The 19,594-nt window shown below is 71.3% G+C and carries 13 protein-coding genes; 7 read left to right on the top strand and 6 right to left on the bottom strand.

Annotated features, from left to right (window positions below; translation table 11 throughout):
• Positions 1-32: 32 nt before the first annotated feature.
• From D7D52_RS31475 to D7D52_RS31465, 3 genes are read right to left on the bottom strand one after another with little or no spacing between them, the layout of a single operon-like run.
• The gene (locus D7D52_RS31475) at positions 33-1,172 is read right to left on the bottom strand and encodes an Hsp70 family protein (protein WP_162958673.1); all 1,140 of its coding nucleotides are present in this window, start codon (positions 1,170-1,172) and stop codon (positions 33-35) included.
• 44 nt (positions 1,173-1,216) lie between these two features.
• Positions 1,217-4,069: a LuxR C-terminal-related transcriptional regulator gene (locus D7D52_RS31470; protein ID WP_120742193.1), complete on the bottom strand. Its 2,853-nt coding sequence runs from the start codon at positions 4,067-4,069 to the stop codon at positions 1,217-1,219.
• 22 nt (positions 4,070-4,091) lie between these two features.
• Positions 4,092-5,903, bottom strand: a complete 1,812-nt coding sequence (locus tag D7D52_RS31465) for an Hsp70 family protein (RefSeq protein WP_120742191.1) — start codon at positions 5,901-5,903, stop codon at positions 4,092-4,094.
• Between the two features lie 317 nt (positions 5,904-6,220).
• On the opposite strand from D7D52_RS31465, the gene D7D52_RS38185 reads away from it, so the two are divergent.
• From D7D52_RS38185 to D7D52_RS31445, 3 genes are all read left to right on the top strand, one after another.
• Positions 6,221-8,146 (top strand): IniB N-terminal domain-containing protein, encoded by a 1,926-nt coding sequence (locus D7D52_RS38185; RefSeq protein WP_187703062.1) that lies wholly within the window; start codon positions 6,221-6,223, stop codon positions 8,144-8,146.
• Between the two features lie 97 nt (positions 8,147-8,243).
• A complete protein-coding gene (locus D7D52_RS31450) occupies positions 8,244-10,115 on the top strand; it encodes a dynamin family protein (protein WP_120742185.1) in 1,872 nt (623 codons plus the stop codon).
• Positions 10,116-10,254: 139 nt separating this feature from the next.
• On the top strand, positions 10,255-11,913 hold the full coding sequence (locus D7D52_RS31445; protein WP_120742183.1) for a dynamin family protein: 1,659 nt from the start codon (positions 10,255-10,257) through the stop codon (positions 11,911-11,913).
• A gap of 20 nt (positions 11,914-11,933) precedes the next feature.
• On the opposite strand, the gene D7D52_RS31440 is transcribed toward D7D52_RS31445, so the two are convergent.
• Positions 11,934-13,094: a zinc-binding dehydrogenase gene (locus D7D52_RS31440; RefSeq protein WP_120742181.1), complete on the bottom strand. Its 1,161-nt coding sequence runs from the start codon at positions 13,092-13,094 to the stop codon at positions 11,934-11,936.
• 107 nt (positions 13,095-13,201) lie between these two features.
• Positions 13,202-14,890 (bottom strand): MFS transporter, encoded by a 1,689-nt coding sequence (locus D7D52_RS31435; RefSeq protein ID WP_222932709.1) that lies wholly within the window; start codon positions 14,888-14,890, stop codon positions 13,202-13,204.
• Positions 14,891-15,004: 114 nt separating this feature from the next.
• Between D7D52_RS31435 and D7D52_RS31430 the strand changes: the two genes are divergently transcribed.
• The 3 genes from D7D52_RS31430 to D7D52_RS31420 all read left to right on the top strand — a co-directional run bounded on the left by D7D52_RS31430 (position 15,005) and on the right by D7D52_RS31420 (position 17,400).
• Positions 15,005-15,520: a MarR family winged helix-turn-helix transcriptional regulator gene (locus tag D7D52_RS31430; RefSeq protein WP_162958671.1), complete on the top strand. Its 516-nt coding sequence runs from the start codon at positions 15,005-15,007 to the stop codon at positions 15,518-15,520.
• 69 nt (positions 15,521-15,589) lie between these two features.
• Positions 15,590-16,462 (top strand): haloalkane dehalogenase, encoded by an 873-nt coding sequence (locus D7D52_RS31425; RefSeq protein ID WP_120742179.1) that lies wholly within the window; start codon positions 15,590-15,592, stop codon positions 16,460-16,462.
• Between the two features lie 92 nt (positions 16,463-16,554).
• Positions 16,555-17,400 (top strand): RNA polymerase sigma factor, encoded by an 846-nt coding sequence (locus D7D52_RS31420; protein WP_120742177.1) that lies wholly within the window; start codon positions 16,555-16,557, stop codon positions 17,398-17,400.
• 62 nt (positions 17,401-17,462) lie between these two features.
• Here the strand turns inward: D7D52_RS31420 and D7D52_RS31415 are convergent, their stop codons facing one another.
• A complete protein-coding gene (locus D7D52_RS31415) occupies positions 17,463-18,356 on the bottom strand; it encodes an LLM class flavin-dependent oxidoreductase (RefSeq protein ID WP_120742175.1) in 894 nt (297 codons plus the stop codon).
• A gap of 164 nt (positions 18,357-18,520) precedes the next feature.
• Between D7D52_RS31415 and D7D52_RS31410 the strand changes: the two genes are divergently transcribed.
• Positions 18,521-19,594 carry a DUF1707 SHOCT-like domain-containing protein gene (locus D7D52_RS31410; RefSeq protein ID WP_162958670.1) on the top strand — a complete coding sequence of 358 codons (1,074 nt, stop codon included), beginning with the start codon at positions 18,521-18,523 and terminating at the stop codon, positions 19,592-19,594.

Below are 19,594 nucleotides of genomic sequence, written 5' to 3'. Positions count from 1 at the left end.
TAGGGCACAAAGCACCGAAGGTCTCTACGAAATCAGCGCGGATTCTGTCCCCACGGATCCTGCAGTGTCGGCGGCTGCGGCAACTCGAAGGTCGGCACCGGCGGGTACTGGTAGATCGGCGGGTACGGGCGAGTGGTGGTAGGCGGCGTGGTGCGCGGGGGACTCGGGGTCGTGGTCGGCGGGTCGGGCGTCGGCGGCGGGGTGGTCGGGGCCGGCGGATCCGAGCTGGCTGGCACATCCGCGACATCGGCGGGTGCGGGCGCGGCCGCGGTCGGCTTGTCCGATCCGGTCGGGGGTAGCAGCGGCGGGGCCACCCCGACGGTGGCGTTCGGTTCCGAACGGACCTCGCCGCGCGGCGGGCCGGGCGCGGAATCGTCCTGGCGCAACACGGCGGCGACCCCGATGCCACCGAGCAGCAAACCGATCAGGGCGGCCGCTGCCGCGATGATGTAGGGGCCGCGATTCGCGCGCGGCGCGTGCGTCACCGCGACCTCCGGAATGGACCGGGTGACCGAGGGTTCGGCGGTGGTCGCGGCCGGCACCGCCGGGACCGCCTCCGAATACGCCTGCGCCAGTTCGGAGGACTTGAGCGCGGGCAGTACGTCGGTGACGTCGGCGGCATTGGCGACCGAGGCGGTGGCGTCGGGCGGGGTGACGCCCGCCGGGGTGGACAGCACCGCCGCCAGGGCCGCGCGGGCCGCCTGATAGGCGAGGGTCTTGCCGGTGTCCTCGTCCGCCGGCGGCAGATCGCGCTCGGCGACCAGCACCACCGACTTCAGGCCCAGATAGTCCAGGGCCTCGCGCAGCGCGCGAATGTGGGTGTCGGGCCAGCCCGTCGGGTGCGTCAGATAGAACTCGGCCGGGCCGTTGAGGTGTTCGGCGGCCTGGCCGATGAGGCAGAAGACCGCGGTGGCCATCAGATCCTCGGCGCGGTAGGCCTCGCCGTCGTCGACCGGCAGCCCGGCTGGATCGCCGACCGCGCCGACGAAACCCCGGATGGAATGCGAATAGCCCTCCGGGGCGTCCCCGCCGAGCACGGCGTCGCCGTCCTCGGACATGTGCAGCACGGACTCGCGCACCGTGTAGTGCACCGGGAGTGTGGCGTCATCGCCGGTCACCACGGCTACGACGGATTCGTCGTCCGCGATGCGCAGGCCCACCCCAGTGGCCATCCTCTAATACCTCACTCGGTGCGTCCGGGTCTCTCCACGCCGGGTCAGACGAGGAGTGAACCGTGACCCATGGCGCGAAGCATTGACAATAACTCCGAACGCGACCCGGCACCGATTCGACGCCGCATCCGGGCCACGTGGTGTTCCACGGTTTTGGCCGAGATGTAGAGCCGGGCGCCGATCTCCCGGTATGTCAAACCGAGTAGCACCAGTTCGGCGACCTCGCGTTCGCGCTCGCTGAGCACGGTATCGGTGATCGGTTCCGGGCGCGGCTGCGGGGCCGCGGGCACGGGCGCGCGCACCGGCGCCTCGGACGGCCGCGCCTGCACGCGCAGGGTGCGGGCCAGTTTGAGCAGCGCGGTCGCGGCGGTCGAATCGCCGGCGGCCAGCGCGGCCTCACTGGCCAGTCGGGCCGCGTCCCAGCGCAGGCCCAGTCCGGCCAGCCGGGCCGCGGCGCCCTCGACCTGATCGCGGTCCACCTGGCCGCGCAACACCAGCACCCAGGTGCGGCCCGCGTCCGCTAGCACGGCGGCCTGCGGATCGCCGGCCGCGGCGGCCGTCTTGAGCCGATGTGCGTGCGGCAGTAGGGCTTCCGGGCTCTCCTGGGCGATGGCGGCCTGAATCGCGTACCAGTGGAAGGCATTCGACCAGGCGGGCGGCTGGCCCAGGCGGCGCAGCAGTTCGTCGGCGGCGGTGACCAGCGCGGTCAGGCGGGCCTCGTCTCGCAGCCGGATGCCGGCCAGCCACAGCTCGCCGATGGGCAGCAGGGTCAGCAGGTCCGCGCCGACCTCGTCGAACAGCGGGGTGGCCTGTTGCCACGCCATGGCCAGCACGGCGTGATCGCCGCCGCGGCGGGCCAGGCCGACCAGCACGCCGTGCGCCAGCAGGCGGTCACGCGGATCCAGCTGGGCCAGTGGGACTTCCGCCATCAGGGTGGACGCGGCGTGCTCGTCGCCGCCGAGCATGGCCACCCACGCGGCCAGCACCAGCCGCTGGGGATCGTCGGCGGCGCCGCGCAGCGCATCGGCCGCGCGGCGCGGATCGCCCATGCTCAGGCACAGCAGGACCGCGATGGACACCGGCGAGCACGGCAGGAAACGGTCGCCGCCGTCGTCGCCGGGCGCGGGGCCCGAATGCGCGGCGTGGATCAGCGCGGAGGCCGCCGCCACGGCCGCGCCGCGATGGGCGCGGGCGGGGGTGGTGAAACGCTGAGCGGCCAGGGTCGTCGGCGCGATCGCACGCATTTCCGCCGTGAAACCGGTTGGCGCGGAGGCGGTTCCGAAGGAGCCGGACTCGCTCGCGGGAGATGCCTTGCGCGCCGGGCGGTTTCCCTCGATCGCGGGAAAGCTGCCCACCGGGGTAGGTTCCGGCCGGGCGGGGTTGCGGGCCGGGCGGTGTTGGGTGAACGTGGGATGCTTCGCGACCGCGCCGGGCGGTGGGGCGTACTCGGCCCCGGGATGGCCGCTGGTGCGGCGGAGCGCCGTGAGATCGACCGGCGCGTCGGAGGATCCGATGGAATCGAACAGGGCGTTGGCGATCAGGGCGGTGCGCGCGGTGGCCTCGGTGGGCGGCCACTGGGCCGCGTTCACCGACAGCGCCTGCGCGCCCTGGGCGTCGCCGGACAGGTACAGCACGGTCGCGGCGACCGCCCAGTCCTGACCGACCCGGGCGGGGCCCAGCCAGGTGTAGAGCTGGGCGGCGCGCTCGGCGAGACCCCGGCGGGTCCACACCCCGGCGCAAATGCGCACCGCGGCAGCGAGATCGGTGAGCGGACGGGCCGGATCGGCCAGCGTCGGCTCGGCCAGCCGCAGTGCGGCATCCCCGTCCCCGGCGCGCGCCGCCGCATCGGCCCAGCGCACCGCCAGCGCGTCCGGATCGGCCCCGGCGGCGGCCGCGGCCGCGTAATGGCGGACCGCCTCCTCGCCCGCCTTTTCCGCGGCGGCGCAGAGAAATTCGGCCAGCCGCTCGTCGCGGACACCCGATTCGGCCAGCAGCAGAGCGGTGTGCGGGCGCAGCAGTCCGGCATCCAGGCGGGCATGCAGCAGGCGGCGGGCCACGGTCAGGAAGCGGCGATCACCGACCAGGGTGCGCAGCGGCGCCACGGCGGGAGCCAGCAGCAGATCGGCATCGGTGACCAGGGCGCTGCCGCGCGCGCGATCCACCAGTTCCTGTGCGGCGGTAAGGGACAGGTCCAGGATCTCGGTGAGCTCACCGGTGTCCAGGCCCGCGCCGATGGCCGCCACCACCAGCGCGTCCAGCAACTGCGGGTCGGCGTCGTCGAGCCGGGCCCGCGCCCACGCCGTCACCGCCTGATCCACGGCGGTCACGCCCGCGTCCAGGCGGGTCGCGCAGGCGGCGGACAGCGCCGCCACCACACCGCCGTGAATGCCGCCGGTCTGGCGATGAATGTGCTGGGCCACCCCGCGCGGCACCATCATGCCCAATTCCCGTGCGAACGGGGCGATCTCGGTCGCGCCCAGGGCGCGCAGATCGATGACGCGGCCGCGGCGGGCCACCAGATCGGTGAGACCGCGCAGCCGCATATCGTGCGGGCGGGGACGCAGTCCGATCACCACCGGGAACTCCCCGGCCGCGACGGCCGCGCACAGGTGATCGAAATCGGCCGCGCCGAGCGCGTGCGCGTCGTCCACGACGAGCGCGACGCGACCACGGGCCGGATGGCCGTCGCCGCGCGGCGGGCGCAGTGCCGCCGCCGGATTGTCGGTGTGCGGGACGCCACGGGCCCGCAAGCGGGTGCGAATGGCGCTCAGCAGCACGGACTTACCGGTGCCGGAACGGCCCCGGATCAGATAGAGCGCACCGGCGCCGTCCTCGGAATCCAGTTCCCGGAATATCTCTCGTGCGCACGGAAGCGAATCGAGTGCGACTGGGGTCATGCCTGTCACGAAAAACCAACTCTCAGCCGCCGGTGTGCGGAACGACCTGCGTGGGCAGCGACGGAATCGCATTGCCCAGCTGATCGACGGTATTGTTCAGGCCCCCCGTGGGGGGCGAGGGCAGGGCCGGCGCCGGCACCACGGTGACCGGCTGTGGTTGCGGTTGGGGCTGCTGCTGTTGCGGCGGTTGCTGCTGCGCCGGAGGCTGCGCGGGGGCGGGCTGCTGAGTCTGCGGGTCCGCCGGATTCTGTTGCGCGGCCGGAGTGTTCGCCGGAGTACCGGCGGGGGCGCCGGCGGCCGGGGCGGAATTCCCGCCCGGCTGCTGCGCGGCCTTGGTCGCGGCGACGGGACTGCCCACGGCGGGCGCCGACGCGCCGCCGGCCGCCGGGGCCGCCGAGGCGCCGGCCGCGCCGGTCGCCGCGGGTGTGTGCAGGGCGACGGCGGAGGTCGAAGGGGCTTGCGGCGCATTGTTGTTCGCGGGAGCCGAGATCGCGCCGGTACCCATGGCCAGGGTGCCGGTGGCGACGGCGGCGACCGCGAGGGCGGCCGCGCCGAACACGGCGACGCGCTTCCAGCGGCGGGTATCGCCGGGCGGTGCGTCCGGCAGTTCCGGCAGCGGCGTAATCGATTGGGGCGCAGGGGAGCTCGAGTCCTTGCCGGTGCCGGCCGTTTCCTCGCCGGTGCCGGCGGATCCCTGGTCGGTGCCGGCAGCTGCGGCGGAGCCGGTGATGGACTCGACGGTGAGGCGCTGCGGCAGTCCGGCCGCGGTCCGTGGCGGTGCGAGGGCGGTGTCGGCTTCGGCGTGGCCCGCACGGCCCACCGGAATCGCCGGGTGCGCATCGGTTTCGAGGAGATCGGCGAGCAGGTCGGCGGCGAGCAGGGCCGCGCCGTGGGCGCTGAGGTGCGCGGGGTCGGCGGCGGCCGCGACCGGAATGCCGAATTCGGTGGACAGCAGCTCGGTTACCAGCGGGATGCTCGCGCCGCCACCGGTGAGCAGAAAGCCGTCCAGTTCGCCGATGGTGACGCCCGCGCGGCGCAGCGCCTCGCGGACCAGATCGGTGGAACCGAGCAGCGGGCCGCGCAACAGATCTTCGATATCGTCGCGAACAAGTCGTACGTCCAAATGGCCGAGATCCGGCAAACGTACGGGAACCGCGGTCGCGGTATTTGTGGAAAGAGTTTCCTTCGCAATTCTGCAGCGAATGCGGAGGGCCGCCAATTCCTGTTCCACCGCCGGGTCGAAAGGATCGAAATCCTTGTCGCCGACGGCGTGTCCGAGCACGTATCGCATCGTCAGCAGATCGAATTCCGAGCCGGCCACCGCAGTGGTACGTACCGGTTCGCCCAACAGGCCCGACAGGGCGCCCGTGCGGGCGATCGAAACCGTCAGGCCGGTGGCGCCGAGGTCGTAGACCGCCATCGCGCCGTCATGGCTGGACTCGTGCACTTCCCGCAGCCAGCGCATGGCCGCCGCGGGCTCCGGGACCAGGGCGACCGTATCCAGTCCGGCCTCGGCCAGCGCGGCGCGCTGCATCTCCACGGTGTGCTGCGACCACCAGGCCGGATAGCAGGCGACCACGGTGGCGGGCCGGCCCGCCTCGTCCATCGCGCGGCCGATGGCGGCGGCCACCAGATCCGCCGCGCGAACAGCGGATCCGTCGTGGGTGCGAATGTCCACGGGATCCCCGACCCGCGCCAGGAAGGTGTCCGGCACCTCCGGCTGCGTGCCCAGCATGCTGGGCCGCGTATGCGCTCTCTGCTGTCCCCCCGAAGTCGTCACGGCGACGGTATTCGACGACCCGACGGTGATGCCGAGCGCCAGCCCCTGACTCATTCGAGATCCCCTGTCATTCACAGAACACACTTCGGTTGAAACGCCTGCCGCTCGAAAGCTGTTCTGTCCGATATGTACGAAAATCTTGGTTCAGGCCGGGCGGCCCACCGATGGTGTCGGTAGCTGGGGGGCTGTCGTTACCGATTCCCCGACAGGTATGGGGAAATTCCCCTAATGTCCACCTTTCCCCCTAGTCGGGCGGCGTCGAAGTTGGGGGAGTTCACCCCGCTGCGCGTAACAACTCGCCTTCCTAACGTGAAAGGAAATTCGAGCAGCGCGGGTCATCGGGGCCCGCCCATCCAGGGAGACGATTCGCCATGAGCCCCAACGCAATTCTCGAGTTCATCCTCAATCTGCTGCGTGACCACACGGCCGCGGTCAGTTATTGCGACAATCCGGGCGCGGCACTGGCCGCCGCCGGACTCGACAATGTGACGCCCGAGGACATCGCCGCCGTCGCGCCCATGGTGGCCGAATCCGCCTTGGTAGCGGGAGGTTCGCAGCTGGCCGACATCATCGCCGCGGGCGGCGCGGGACTGGCCGCCGACACCGGTCTCGGCGCGGGTGCCGGACTGGGTTCGGGCGCCGGTCTCGGCGCGGGTGGCGGTCTCGGCGCGGGTGCCGGGCTCGGCGCTGACGCCGGAGTGGGCGCCGACGTGAACGGCGGCGCGAATGTGGGCGTCGGCGGCTCGGTCGGCCTCGGCGATACGGCCGGGGTCAACCTCGGCACCGCGGCCGCCACGTCGGTGATCCTCAACGGCGGCACCGCCGCGGGCCTGGACCTGGGCCTCACCAACACCTTCGGCGCCATGGTCGACACCGCCGCCGACCTCGGCGCGGGCCTGACCGCCGGTCTCGGCGGGGCGCTCGGCTTCGCCGGTGACGTGGCCACCGGGCTGGAAACAAACCTCGGCGGCGCGCTCGGCGCGCAAGGCACGGCCGACCTGACGACCGCCCTCGATGCCGGGCTCGATGCGGGCGCGGGTCTGGAGACCGGCCTCCAGGGCGCGGTGAACGCGGCCACCCAGGCAGGAGTCAACCTCACGACCGGTCTGGGCGGAGCCCTCGACGCCGCCGGCGGCGTCGGCGCGAGCATCCAGACCGGCATCGACAGCGCATTGAACGCGGGCCTGGGCGTACAGACCGGCCTCACCGGCGCGGCCAACGCGGGCGCACAGCTCGGAACCGGCTTGGAGACCGGCCTTTCCGGCGCGGCCGACACCCTGATCGGCGCAGGCGGCCAACTCGGCGCGGGCCTCGACACCGCGCTCGGCGCGGGCGCTCAGCTGGGCGCGGGCCTCAACACCGGCCTCAACGGGGCCGCGCACGCCGGAACCGATCTCGGTGCTCAGCTTGGAAGTGGCCTGGAGACAGGCGTTTCGGGTGTGGGCGGTGCGGCGACCGGCATCGGGGCGGGCCTGCAAGGCGGGCTCGATTCCGCGGTGGGAGCGGGCAGCCAGGTGGGCGCCGGGCTCGACGGTGGTTTGCACACCGGTGCGGAACTCGGCAGCGGCTTGGAGACGGGCATTTCGGGCGCGGGGAACGCGGCAACCGGCCTCGGTGCCGGGTTGCAGGGTGGGCTCGACGGCGGGCTGCATACGGGTGCGGATCTGGGTGCGCAGGTCGGAAGTGGCTTGGAGACGGGTATTTCCGGGGTGGGCAACGCCGCCACCGGACTGGGGACGGGACTGGACACCGGAGTGCACGGCACGCTCGATACCGGCGTGGGGCTGGGCACTCAGGTCGGAAGTGGGCTGGATGCCGGACTCAACTCTGCGGTGGGGGCCGGAACCCACGTTGGGGCGGGGCTGGAAACGGGGCTCGGAGGCGCCGCGAATGCGGGTGTGGGGGTCGGGACGCAGGTTGGGTCCGGGCTGGATGTGGGGGTGCATTCGGCGGCGGGGCTGGGGACGCAGTTGGGGACGGGTGTGGATACCGGGTTGACCGGGGTGGGGAACGCGGTTGCGGGGGCGGGGACCGGGGTCGACGCCGGGGTGTCCGGGGCTACGCAGGGCGGGGTGCAGGTGGGTAGTGGGCTGGATGCGCATGGGGCGTCGGCTGTGGATGCGGGATTGCATGGGGCCGGGGCGAATCCGTGGGCGGGCGTGGATGTTTCGCAGGCGTTCGGTGGCGGGGTGCACGGTGCGGGGGCGGACGCGTCGCTGTTCGGTGACGGCGCGGCGCATACCGATCTGGGCACGCATGTCGGTGGGGACATCGTCGGGGACATGCTGCATTCGTGACGTGAGGGGTCGCTCACCGCGGTGCCGGCCGCGGTGAGCGATGTTCTCGCGGAACCGAAATCGGCTGAAACAGGTACGGGAGCAGGCTGTGACGAGCATGGTGGCGGCGAATCCGCTGTTGACGATGGTGTCGGAGACCATCGCGGTGGCGCGCGGCGCCGAACGCGGGGATCTGGTCGATCGGCTGGAGACGGTGGCGTCCCGGGTCCGGGATCCGCGGCGGCGGATCGTGGTGGCGGGCTTGGGGAATCAGGGCAAGAGCCGGTTCGTCAACGCGCTGATCAACCTGGATGTCTGCCCGGTCGCCGACGATCGGACCACGGCCGTGACCACGGTGCTGTCCTACGGCGCGCAGCCGGGTGCGACGGTGATCGCCGCGGGCGCGAACGGCGGTGCGCAGGTCCGGGAGCCGGTGCCGTTCGACGGCTTCGCCGCCCTCACCGGTCGGGGCGCGCAGGGCAGCACCGTGCTCAGCCCGCAGGGACGCGCCGTGCTGCGTCTGGAAGTGGAGGCGCCCAGCCAGTTGCTCGCCGACGGCATCGTGGTGGTGGATACCCCCGGTCTCTGCGGGCATCAAAGCGCTGGTGCCGCAAGCATTCTCGGTCAGGTGCCAGCGGCGGACGCGGTGCTGATGCTGACCGACGCCTCCACCGAGCTGACCGAGGCCGAGGTGGATTTCCTGCGGCAGGTGCGGGAACTCTGTCCTGCGGTGGCGGTGCTGGTCACCAAAATCGATCTGTATCCGCACTGGCGGCAGGTGTTCGAGGCGAACCGGAAACACCTGCGTGCCAACGACCTCGAGGTGCCCATCCTGCCGGTGTCGGCCGTCCTGCGCGCGCACGCCATGCGCCTGCGCGACGAGGGTCTGGGTCGAGAGTCCGGCTTCGGGCTGGTGTTCCAATTCCTGCGCGAGCAGGTGGTCGCCCGGGATCAGGCGGCCCTGCGGCGCGCCGTCGCACTCGATGTCTCCTCCGCCGCCGAGCATTTGGCGCTGGCCCTGGGCAGCGAGCTGGTGGCCCTGCGTGATCCGGCGCGCGGCGCGGCGGCGATCCGGGAACTGCACGCCGCCAAGGCCGAGGCCGAGAAGCTGCACCGGCATACCGCGGCCTGGCAGCAGACCCTCGGCGACGGCATCACCGACCTGGCCGGGGATATCGACCATGATCTGCGGCAGCGGCTGCGCGATATCGCCCGCACCGCCGAGGACTGGATCGACGCGCACGATCCCGGCCGGCACTGGGACAGCATGGACGAATGGCTCACCGCCACCGTCGGTTCCGCGGTCGGCGACAATCTGGTGTGGACCGGCACCCGCGCCGTGCGGCTGGCCGAACACGTCGCCACCCACTTCACCGAGCTGGGCGCGGTGGACCTGCCCGAGCTGCGCGAGACCATGGACGGCGCGTCCCGCACCGAGTCGTGCACGCTGGCGAACCTGGAACCCGATCTGGGACTGGGGCACAAACTGCTGGTGGGGGTGCGCGGTTCCTACGGCGGCGTGGTGATGGCGGGGATGGCGGGCACCATGGCCGGGCTGGCCTTGATCAACCCGCTGTCGCTGGGCGCCGGAGTGCTGTTGGGCGGCAAGGCTTTCAGCGACGACAAGAAGGCCCGGCTGGCCAAGCGCCGCGCCGACGCCAAGCTGGCGGTGCGCCGCTACCTCGACGACGTCGCCTTCCACACCGGCAAGGAGACCAAGGATCGGCTGCACCGCATCCACCGGCTGCTGCGCGACCATTTCACCGCCGTCGCCGACCGCACCCTGCGCTCGATCGACGAATCCCTGCGCGCCGCCCAGGAAGCCGCCAACCTGGAGGCTGCCCGCCGCACCGAGCGCGCCGCGGAATTGGAGCGCCGCCTGCGGGTCGTCGCCGAGCTGCGCCGGCACGCCGATGCGCTGCTGGGCCCGGACACCGCGGCCGCGTCGCCGCAGGGCACCAGGCCGCAACTTCCGCCCCCGACCGCATAGGCTGCAACGCGGGTCCGGGATCGGGTCGCGGAGCTGTCAGATCGCTGTGAGACCTGCGCGGTTCTGATAACGATCCGGGACGGCCGGGCGACAGTCCTGCGATGCGTGAAGAAGCGGTGTGCGGCGGAATCGGGAGCCTATGAGGGACGACGCTAGTGGCGCCGGGTACGGGCTGGTGCCGGAGACGCGGGGCCTGGTGGCGGCGGCGCGGCGGGCGCTGGGCGACAGCCCGCGCGTGCGCGGGCAGCTGGACGAGTGCGCGCGGCGGCTGGACGAGCCGTTGCGGGTGGCGCTGGCTGGGCAGCTCAAGGCCGGGAAGTCGACGCTGCTGAACGCGCTGGTCGGTCAGGACATCGCGCCCACCGACGCCACCGAGTGCACGCGACTGGTCACCTGGTATCGCCATGGCTCGGCACCCAAGGTGACGGCGTACAGCAGCGACGGCGCCGCGGCGGATGTGGTGGTGCGGCGGGGGCGCGGGGCCGACGGCCTGCCCGGTGCGCACGGCCTCACGTTCGATCTGTCGGCGCTGCGCTGGAATTCGCCGACCCCGCGCGAGGTGGATCAGCTGTCGGTGCAGTGGCCCTCGGCGGAGCTGGCGCAGACCACCATCATCGATACGCCCGGCATCTCCTCGCTGTCGCGGGAGGTGTCGGCGCGCACCTCGCGCCTGTTCGCGCCCGCGGGTGACGGTCCGGCCCTGCCGCCCGCCGATGCCGTGCTGTATCTGCTGCGCCGCCTCGACACCGCCGACATCGATTTCCTGGAGAGCATCGGCGGAACCGGGAACGATGACGTGGTCAGCAACAGCGGCGCGGTGACCGGACACGCCGGAGGCGTGAATAGGGGCACGTACAACGCTGCACCGCATGGTTTCTCGGGTCCGCTCGGCGTGATCGGCGTGGTGTCGCGGGCCGACGAGATCGGTGCTGGCCGCATCGACGCCCTGCATTCCGCGCGCGATGTCGCCTCCCGTTTCGCCACCGAACTGGAGCGAACCGGCCTGTGCCAGTCGGTGATTCCGGTGGCCGGCCTGCTCGCCTTCGCCGCCGCCACCCTGCGTCAACGCGAGTACGACGCCTTCGAGGCGCTGGCCGCCATCCCGGTGGACGAGCTCACCACGGCCCTGCTGTCGGCCGACCGCTTCGCCCACCCCGACCTGCCGCTGCCGGTCCCGGCGGAAATGCGCGCCCACCTGGCCGCCCGCTTCGGACTGTTCGGAATCCGCCTGGCCGTCACCCTGATCCGGCTCGGCGTGCGCGGCTCGCAGGCGCTCGCCGCCGAACTCTCCCAGCGCAGCGGCCTCGACGAACTGCGCACCGTCCTGGACGTCCAATTCGCCCAGCGTGCCGACGAATTGAAGGCCCACTCCGCCCTCACCGCCCTGGCCCGCATCCTCACCGCCCACCCCGGCACCGCCGCCGACACCCTCCTCCCACGCGTGCGCACCCTCCTCGCCGACGTCCACGGCTTCGCCGAACTCCGCCTCCTCGCCCGCCTGCGCACCGACGAATTACCTCTCCCCCCAGCCGATCTCGCCGAACTCCACCGCCTCATCGGCGGCGCCGGCGTCTCCCCCACCCTCCGCCTCGGCCTGGCAAGCCACACCGACCTCCCCACCCAACGCGAAGCCGCCCTCGCCGCCATCCACAAATGGCGCACCCGCAGCCGCCACCCCCTGGCCGACCAATCCCTCACCCAAGCCTGCCTCACCGCCGCCCGCAGCGCCGAAGGCCTCCTGGCCATCCTCCACGAACCCCCCACCACGCCGTTTCCGGCGCTGCCGCCACACCGCTGACCGGCACTCGCCGGCCCGCTTCACGGTGCGGTTCGGGGGCTTTGGGGGTCGATGAGGATTTTGGCGTGGTGGTTGGGGGAGGCGAGGGTGGTGAAGGCGGTGGGGATGCCTTCGAGGCCTACCGTGCCGGTGATGAGGGGGGAGGGGTCTACTTTGCCGTCGGCGATCAGGTGGAGGGTGTCGCGGAATTCGCCTGGGTTGTAGCCGAGGACGAAGCGGAGTTCTATTTCCTTGTTGATGGCGGTGGCGGGGTGGAAGGCGTCTTGTTGCATGCAGACGCCTACGACGATGACGCGGGTGAGTGGGGGTGCGGCGGTGAGAATTTGGTCGATGATGCCGGGGACGCCGACGCATTCGAAGACGACGGGGGCGGAGGGGCCGCGGTCGAGCGTGTGGAGGGCGCGGAAGAGGTACCACCAGGGGATGTTCGGGAGGCGGCGGAGGCGGTCCATGGCGTCGAAGCCGAGGTTGAGGATGTCCGAGGCGCCGGTGATGCGGGACTTCTTCGGGGTTGCGTCCCAGGGGGATTCGACGCCGGGGTCGACGACGACGTCGGCGCCGCAGGCGGCCGCCAGTTCGCGGCGGCGCGGCGAGAGGTCGCTGGCGACGACGGTGCGTACGCCCGCGGCCTTCAGCATGGTGACGACCGCCAGTCCGATCGGTCCGCAGCCGATGACGAAGGCGGTCTGGCCCTTGGTGATTCGGCTCTTGCGGACCGCGTGCCAGGCCACCGCCATCGGTTCGGTGAGCGCCGCGTGGTCGGGGGACAGGCCGTTGGGCACCGGGAAGGTCATGGATTCCTGGACCACGACCTGTTCGGCGTAGCCGCCGGGCGCGTACACCGACAACCCGGTGAGTTCTGGCTGCCGGCCGGCCCGCAGGATGGGCAGCGCCACCACGGGGGTGCCGGGTTTCCAGCGCCGCCGGGTGCCGGGACCGTATTCGATGATGTCGCCGGTGAACTCGTGTCCCATGACGATGCGCTGATCCGAGCGCATGAACCGGTCGTAGCCGGTGGCGGCGGCCAGGTCGGCGAGTTCGTCGCAGTGCACGCGGGCGTGCAGGTCGGAGCCGCAGATGCCGCAGCGGGTCACCGAGATCAGCACTTGGCCGGGTCCGGGGACGGGTGCCGGCAGGTCCTCGACCTGGAATTCTCCCTTGCTGACCACGGCCGCGCGCATGACTGGCTCCCCTCGAAAGACGGTGACAGGGTGGATTCTTCCCCCGGACGGGCGGCGGGTCCGGTGCTTTCACCGAACCCGCGCCCCGATCTCGCCCCGAGTGGGGATCAGACGGTGACGAGCTCCTCGTCGCCGGTCTCGCTCTCGTGCTGTTCGAGCCGGATGGTGCCGGGCAGCGCGAGGAATCCGACGCAGACCAGCGCCATCAGCCCGATACCCCACAGCATCGTGTAATCGAAGGTGTGCGCGAAGTTCACGGCATTGGCGTCTTCGCCCGCGCGCGTGAGGGTTTGGGTGATGCGCGGATCGGCGGCCATGGAATCGCGGCAGCTGGCCGGCACCACGGTCGGATCCACCTCGGCCGACCGGTCCCGCACGCACGCCCGGAAACCCGCGAGGATCTGATCCTGCGCCGGCTTCGGCAACCCGGTCGCGGCCAGCTCGGTACGGGTCTGTGCCGCAACGGAATCCACGCCGTGCGCCGAATCGTGGTCGAGCTGCGCGAAGAACAGGATGCCGACCAGCGCCACCCCCAGCGCCATACCCAGCTGCTGCCCGGTATTGAGCAGTCCGGACGCCGCCCCGGCCTCACGATCGGGAATCTGACCGAGCAGCATGTCGATGGTCGGCGCGACCACGATGCCGAAGCCGATGCCGGTCACCAGCAGCGGCGGCACCATTTGCCAGGAGGCGAAACCGGATTCGTAGTGCGCGGCCATCGCGCCGTAGAGCCCGAACCCGCCCGCCGTGATCACCCCGCCCGCCAGCAGCACCCATTTGCCGAAGCGCGGCGCCAGCGCGCTCACCGACACGCCCGCCCCGATGCCCGCGCCGACCGCGAAGAACACCGAGGTGAGCCCGGCCCGCATGGGCGACCAGCCCAGTCCGGCCTGCATGAACAGCGTCCAGATCAGGAAGAACCCGCCGAAGCCGACCCAGAACAGCAGCCAGCTGGCCAGCCCGACGGTGAACGGCCGCGACCGGAACAGCTCCAGATCGATGAGCGGCGACCCGGTGGTGCGGGCGCGCCACCGCTCGTAAGCGAGGAATGCGGCGAACACCACGGCGGCCGCGCCCATCATGGCGAACGTCCAGGCGGGCCAATCCAATCGGCGTCCCTCGTTGAGCGGGTAGACCAGCAGCAGCACCGCGGACACCGCCAGCACCATGCCGACGATGTCCAGCCGCGGCGCGTGCGCGGACCGGGAATCCCGCATCACCACGGCGGCCGCGGCCAGCGCCGCCAGACCGACCGGCACGTTCACCAGGAAGATGGGCCGCCAGTCCAGACCGAACAAATTCCATTGCACGAGCAGCCCGCCCAGCGACAGCCCGACCGCGGAGGCGGACCCGCCGACGCCGCTGTACACGGCGATCGCCTTGGCCCGCTCCTCCTTCGGGAAGGTGACGCGAATGATGGCCAGAATCTGCGGCACCATCAGCCCGGCCATCGCACCCTGCACGAAGCGCGCGCCGATGAGCAGCGCGGGTGAGGCGGCCAGCCCGCAGGCCAGGGAGGCGGCGGTGAAGCCGGCGACGCCGATCAGGAACAGCCGTTTGCGGCCGAAGATGTCGCCGAGCCGGCCGCCGGTGATGAGGACCGCCGCGAAGGACAGCACGTAGGCGGCGATGATCCATTCGATCTGCGAGTACGCCGCGCCCAGGTCTTTCTGGATGCTGGGCACGGCCACATTGACGATGGTGACGTCGAGCAGGTCCATGAATCCGGCGGCCAGCACGACGGCGAAGGCGATCCACCGGCGTGGATCGAGGGTGGGGGAGGTGTCGGTATCCACTGCGAACTCTCTTCGAGATGGGGGAGTGTGGAGGGCCCGCTACAAACTATGCACCTGAAGTGATTATCAATCAATAGTGCAATCACAAGTTGTGCCTTGATGTAGTATCGGGGGGTGACCGACGTCGATCCCGCACGCCCGCCGTTGTTCGATAGCGCCGCATTCCTGCTGGGCCAGTTGGGATCTCACGCCGCCTACCGGTTCGGTCAGCTGCTGGAACCCCTCGGGATCAACCCCCCGCAGTACGGCACGCTGCGCATGCTCGAGGCCAATGACGGCCGCACCCAGCAGCAGTTGTGCGAGGTGCTCGGCATCCATCGCAATGTCATGGTCACCCTGATCGACGCCCTGGAGAAGCGGGGTCTGGTCGAGCGGCGCAGGCATCCCGTCGACCGGCGCGCGCACGCCGTGCACCTGCTGCCCGCCGGGCGGGAAACCATCGCGCGCGCAGCGGAACTCGCCGACGGCCTCAATGCCGAACTGCTGGCCCCGCTCGAGCCCGCGGACCGGCCGCACATGCTGGCCATGCTGCAGCGCATCTCCGTCGGCAACGGGCTGACGCCGGGCGTGCACCCGGGCCTGACCGTGGAGCCGGGCGTCATGCCGATCTGTGACCCAGGTCATAGCTAGCGTCCGTCACAGGGCGTCCGCGGGCGTGTCCAACCAGGTGTAGGCAAGTCACCCGGAAGGACACCACCGATGCCCACCCTCGAGATTCTCGACTCGTTCATCCACTACACCGACACCGGCAGCGGCGACGTCCCCGTCGTCTTCCTGCACGGCAACCCCACCTCCTCCTACATCTGGCGCGATGTGATCCCACACGTGAGCGGCGAAACCCGCGCGCTGGCACCGGATCTCATCGGCATGGGCGCGTCCGGCAAGCCCGACAGCGACTACCGACTGGTCGACCACGCCCGCTACCTGGACGCCTGGTTCGACGCGCTGGGCCTGGATCGGGTCGTGATCGTCGGCCACGACTGGGGCGGCGCGCTCGGCATGCACTGGGCCGCACGGCATCCCGAGCGGGTGGGCGGCATCGCCGTGGTGGAGACGTTCCTGCGGCCCATGCGGTGGTCGGAGATGCCGCCGCAGGGCGCGGAACTGTTCCGCCGCATGCGATCTCCGGAAGGCGAGGAGATGGTGCTCGAACGCAATCTGTTCATCGAGTTCAACCTGCCCGCCTCCACCCAGCGGCTCAGCCTGGAGGCCCTGGACGCCTACCGTGCGCCCTACCCGACCCCGGAGTCGCGCAAGCCGATGCTGGTGTGGCCGCGCGAGTTCCCGCTCGACGGGGAGCCCGCCGACGTGGTCGCCATCATCGAGAAATACGACGCGTGGATGGCCGCCAGCCCGGCGGTGCCCAAGCTGCTCATGCACGTCGAGCACGGTGTCGGCCTGGGCTCGCCGGAGGTGATGGACTGGGCGGTGAACACCTTCGCCGCGGCCGAACTGGTGAACATCGGCCCCGCCGGGCACCACTGCCCCGAGGACCAGCCCGACGCCATCGGACAGGCGGTCGCACAGTGGATTCGCCGCCACGCCCTGCTCACCACCCCGGCGGTGGCGTGACCCGACCGGTTCGACCGGTTAGCCTGGATTCGCCGTGGCAGGGCTGATCGCGGGGCGGGACACCACCGCCCCGCGATCCCTATGCTGGCGGCATGGACACCGGATCCGATACCGAGGAACGCGAGCTCGTGGCGCGGGCGGCCGGGGGTGATCGCGCCGCCGTCGCGGATGTCGTTCGGCTGCTGCAGGATCCGATCTACCGGCTGGCGCTGCGCATGGTGTGGCGGCCCGCCGACGCCGAGGACGCCACCCAGGAGATCCTGCTGCGGGTGGTCGGCAATCTCGCGAGTTTCCGCGGCGAGGCCAAGCTGACCACCTGGGCGTATCGCATCGGCGTCAACTATCTGCTGAATCTGAAGCGCCGCACGCCGCAGGAAGCGCAGCAGCTCAGCCTCGACGAGTTCGGGGAGGGGCTGCGAGACGGCCTGGCGGACGAGGACTACCGCGGGCCCGAGGCCGCTCTGCTCACCCACGAGACGCGTTTGAACTGCAGCCAGGCCATGTTGCAGTGCCTCAGCCGCGACGAACGGGTCGCCTACGTGCTCTCCGATGTCTTCGAGGTGAGCTCCGAGGAGGCCGCCTGGATCGTCGACGCGTCCCCCGCCGCCTATCGCAAACGTGTGGAGCGAGCCAAGCGGCGGCTCGGCAATTTTCTCCGATCGACCTGCGGCCTAGCCAATCCCGACGCGTTCTGCCGCTGCTCGCGACGTGTCGAGAAGGCCGTGGAACTGGGACGGGTGGATCCCCGGCGACCCGCTTTCGCCACGCATCCGGTCACCCCCGGCGGCCGCGGCGTGGCGGAGGCCGAACAGCAGATGATCCGACTGCACGATGCCGCCGCCGTCCTCGTCGCCCACCCGGATTACGCTGCGCCGCAAGCGAAGATGGAAGCCATCGTCGGCTTGCTGCGCTCCGGCCGCTTCCCCTTGCTGGAGTGAACCATCACCGTCCTGTCCTTCGTCGAGGACCGCACGGAATGGAAGAGGCGGCGGCGCATGATTCAGCCGTCGCCCAACAGGTTTCGCGCCAGCGGCACCACCTGCCGCGCGAAGCGCTGCACCTGATCGACGTCGAAGCCGGGTGGCCAGTAGATGAAGGTGTCGAAGCCGGCCTCGCGAGCCAGCCACACGATGATGTCGGCCCACTCCTGCGGCGAACCGTGGATCGGGTCGGAGCCGCGGGGGCGGGGGTGCAGGGGGCGATCGCTCACCACACCCGGGAGTGCCGCCAGCCGGGTGATGGTGCGCGGGTCGCGGCCCACCGATCGCGCCACCGCGTCGATGCGGGCATTGGCGTCGGCCCACTGCTCCCACGGCATCCAATTCGGCAGCGGCGCAACCCATCCGTCCGCCGCCGAACCGATCAGATCCAGCGCGTGCGGGCCCATCGCGCCGAGCCAGATTCCGATATCGTGCGCGGGCGCGGGGCCGCCTTCGATGCCCTGCACGGTGTATTCGGTGCCCACCACCGAAACCAGCTGCCCCGGACGCCATTCCGCGCGAATGATCGCGATGCCCTCGGCGAGCGCCATCAGGGCCGCCCGGCCCTTGCGCGCCGGGCCGCCCATGCCGATCACGCCGCTCTCGAAAGCGCCGGAGCCCAAACCCAATTCGAATCGGCCGCCGCTGAGCAGGTCGAAGGTGGCAGCCTGTTTTGCGAGCATGGCGGGGGTCCGCAGCGGCAGATTCGCCACCCCCGGATAGATGCTGACCAGCCCCGTCGCCGCCAGGCAGGCACCGATCACCGCGAACGCGTCACCGAATTCCGCGTTGTAGGGGTGATCCTGGATGCCCACCAGATCCAGGCCCTCGGCATCGGCGGCCACGGCCATATCGATGACATCCGGCAGCGCGGCCGCGACGGGCGGGATCGAGATACCGAACCTTGCCTGCATCGAGCCTCCTCACCAGCGGAAATCGACTGTCCCGATCTTCGTGGGCGACCGCCGCGATACCCGGCATTTCGGGCGTCGGCCCCGCACCCGGGCGTGTCTGAGTACCGGCCGATCCCGGGCCCGGAAGACGCGCGAGGCGACCGGATTCCGTTTACGATCCCCGCGTGAGCTCGAGAACGTCCGGATCGGCCGGGGACGCGGCCGCGTCCGGGCGGATGCGGGCGCGCGACCTCGACCGCGTCAACGCGCGGGCGCTGCTCGACGCCGCCTACGAGGAGGGCGAGCTCGCGGTCGAGGAGTACCACCGCCGGTCCGAACAGGCGCAGCGCGCGCAGACCCTCGGTGAACTGCGCACGCTGACCGAGGATCTGCAACCGAACGCCAAGACCGCCGATTTCGCCGCGCCCGGAAAGCGGTCGCGCCGTCGCGCCGCGGGCGGGTATCCACCCGGCACCCGGGCCCGCGACAGCGATCGCCAGGCCACCTGCCTGCTGCTCGACGCCGCGCTCGCCGACGGCCAGCTCAGTGCCGACGACCACCGGACCCTCACCGAACTGGCCGGGGGCGCAAGGACTCTGGGCGAACTCGCGCAGCTGACCGATGATCTCCAGCGGTCCGCCGACGCCCCCGCCGATCCGGCCCCACCCGGTTCGCGCCGGGAGAAATGGTTCGCCGCCGGTATCGCCGCGCTCAGCATCGCGGTGGCGGTGGGGACCTTCGTCGCGGTGGATCGGCCCGGGACGCCGCCCGCCGGACCGCCCGCGGTCGACATCGGCGTGATCAAGCCGATGGTGTTGCCGAATCCGAAGCTCGACACCGTCGAGGGCATCGGCTATTTCGTGCAGGCCTATCGCGCCACGTTCGGGGATGGCGTCGCCGACGAGGTGGTGCTGTACCCCACCTACGGCGTGGTGACGCGCGCACCGCAGCCGAATCACGCGGTGGTGTACGACTATCGGGGCGGGTTCACGCAGAGCGACCAGCCGACGCGGCCCCGATCCGCGCAGACCCCGACCGTCGATCTGAGCGCGCTGAACGTGCCCGCCGTGGTGGCGCTGATGGGCCAGGCGCCCGCCCTGACGAAGGTGACCGACGGCGTCGTCAACTACCTGGACATCCTGGGCACCGCCGCCGGCCCCGTCGTCCGCATGTATGTGGGCAACAAGATCAGCGAGAACGGTTACCTCGACGCCGCGCCCGACGGCCGGCTCGTGCGCGTCCAGGCGTTCGGCGGATAG

This window comes from Nocardia yunnanensis, from assembly GCF_003626895.1.
Lineage (GTDB): Bacteria > Actinomycetota > Actinomycetes > Mycobacteriales > Mycobacteriaceae > Nocardia > Nocardia yunnanensis.
Note: the sequence above shows the minus strand (reverse complement) of the source record. Positions and strands in the feature narration are given on the sequence as shown.